Source organism: Nocardioides panacihumi (assembly GCF_039530925.1).
GTDB classification, from domain to species: domain Bacteria; phylum Actinomycetota; class Actinomycetes; order Propionibacteriales; family Nocardioidaceae; genus Nocardioides; species Nocardioides panacihumi.
Genome location: NZ_BAAAPB010000010.1, coordinates 1 through 2,495, shown reverse-complemented (window position 1 = coordinate 2,495; position 2,495 = coordinate 1). Strand labels below are relative to the sequence as shown.

The window sequence follows — 2,495 nt, the reverse complement described above, 5'->3', positions numbered from 1 at the left end:
TACGGTGTTGGGGTGATGGCGTGCCTTTTGAAGAATGAGCCTGCGAGTTAGCGGTGTGTGGCGAGGTTAACCCGTGTGGGGTAGCCGTAGCGAAAGCGAATCCGAATAGGGTGAATTAGTCGCACGCTCTAGACCCGAAGCGGAGTGATCTATCCATGGGCAGGTTGAAGCGACGGTAAGACGTCGTGGAGGACCGAACCCACTTCAGTTGAAAATGGAGGGGATGACCTGTGGATAGGGGTGAAAGGCCAATCAAACTCCGTGATAGCTGGTTCTCCCCGAAATGCATTTAGGTGCAGCGTTGCGTGTTTCTTGCCGCAGGTAGAGCACTGGATAGCCGATGGGCCCGACCAGGTTACTGACGTTAGCCAAACTCCGAATGGCGGTAAGTGAGAGCGCAGCAGTGAGACTGCGGGGGATAAGCTCCGTAGTCGAGAGGGAAACAGCCCAGACCATCAGCTAAGGCCCCTAAGCGGTGACTAAGTGGAAAAGGATGTGGAGTCGCAGTGACAACCAGGAGGTTGGCTTGGAAGCAGCCACCCTTGAAAGAGTGCGTAATAGCTCACTGGTCAAGTGATTCCGCGCCGACAATGTAGCGGGGCTCAAGTCATCCGCCGAAGCTATGGCACTCCAGCCGCCCTTGTGGTGTGTTGGGGTGGGTAGGGGAGCGTCGCCTCACCAGTGAAGCCTCGGAGTGATCCAGGGGTGGAGGTGTGGCGAGTGAGAATGCAGGCATGAGTAGCGAATCAAGAGTGAGAAACTCTTGCGCCGATTGATCAAGGGTTCCAGGGTCAAGCTAATCTGCCCTGGGTAAGTCGGGACCTAAGGCGAGGCCGACAGGCGTAGTCGATGGACAACGGGTTGATATTCCCGTACCGGCAAAGTAGCGCCCATGCTGAACCTAGTGATGCTAACCGTCTGAAGCCCGCTGACCGATCCCTTCGGGGTGAGGCGGTGGTGTGGAACACGGGACCCGAGCTGGTAGTAGGCAAGCGATGGGGTGACGCAGGAAGGTAGTCGGACCGGCGCGATGGTAGTCGCCGGCCAAGCAGGTAGGGCGTGCACTAGGCAAATCCGGTGCACTGTGTTCGATCACGAGCCTGAGACGTGATGGGGACCCTTTTGGGGAAGCCGATGATCCTATGCTGTCGAGAAAAACCTCTAGCGAGCTATGCGCCGCCCGTACCCGAAACCGACTCAGGTGATCAGGTAGAGAATACCGAGGCGATCGAGTGAACCATGGTTAAGGAACTCGGCAAAATGCCCCCGTAACTTCGGGAGAAGGGGGGCCGGATCCGTGAACCCACTTGCTGGGGGAAGCGGTGATGGCCGCAGAGACCAGGCCCAAGCGACTGTTTACTAAAAACACAGGTCCGTGCGAAGTTGTAAGACGATGTATACGGACTGACTCCTGCCCGGTGCTGGAAGGTTAAGAGGACGGGTCAGCCCTTCGGGGTGAAGCTCAGAATTTAAGCCCCAGTAAACGGCGGTGGTAACTATAACCATCCTAAGGTAGCGAAATTCCTTGTCGGGTAAGTTCCGACCTGCACGAATGGAGTAACGACTTGGGCGCTGTCTCAACCGTGGACTCGGCGAAATTGCACTACGAGTAAAGATGCTCGTTACGCGCGGCAGGACGGAAAGACCCCGGGACCTTTACTATAGTTTGGTATTGGTGTTTGGTTCGGCTTGTGTAGGATAGGTGGGAGCCGGTGAAGCATGCACGCCAGTGTGTGTGGAGGCAACGTTGAAATACCACTCTGGTCGTACTAGATGTCTAACCTAGGACCGTGATCCGGTTCAGGGACAGTGCCTGATGGGTAGTTTAACTGGGGCGGTTGCCTCCTAAAGTGTAACGGAGGCGCTCAAAGGTTCCCTCAGCCTGGTTGGCAATCAGGTGTTGAGTGTAAGTGCACAAGGGAGCTTGACTGTGAGACAGACATGTCGAGCAGGGACGAAAGTCGGAACTAGTGATCCGGCCACGGCATGTGGAAGCGTGGTCGCTCAACGGATAAAAGGTACCCCGGGGATAACAGGCTGATCTTCCCCAAGAGTCCATATCGACGGGATGGTTTGGCACCTCGATGTCGGCTCGTCGCATCCTGGGGCTGGAGTAGGTCCCAAGGGTTGGGCTGTTCGCCCATTAAAGCGGCACGCGAGCTGGGTTTAGAACGTCGTGAGACAGTTCGGTCCCTATCCGCCGCGCGCGCAGGAAACTTGAGAAAGGCTGTCCCTAGTACGAGAGGACCGGGATGGACGAACCTCTGGTGTGCCAGTTGTACCGCCAGGTGCATGGCTGGTTGGCTACGTTCGGAAGTGATAACCGCTGAACGCATCTAAGCGGGAAGCACGTTTCAAGATGAGGTTTCCCACCCACTTGATGGGGTAAGGCCCCCTACAGACCATGGGGTTGATAGGCCGGAGGTGTACAGCAGCAATGCCTAGCCGACCGGTACTAATAGGCCGAGGGCTTGTCACACAAGCCCTCAACAAAA

The 2,495-nt window shown here is 56.5% G+C and carries 1 rRNA gene; it reads left to right on the top strand.

Annotation, left to right across the window (positions count from 1 at the left end):
- A 23S ribosomal RNA gene (locus ABD205_RS22595) occupies positions 1–2,479 on the top strand; the annotation flags it as partial.
- Positions 2,480–2,495 lie beyond the last annotated feature (16 nt).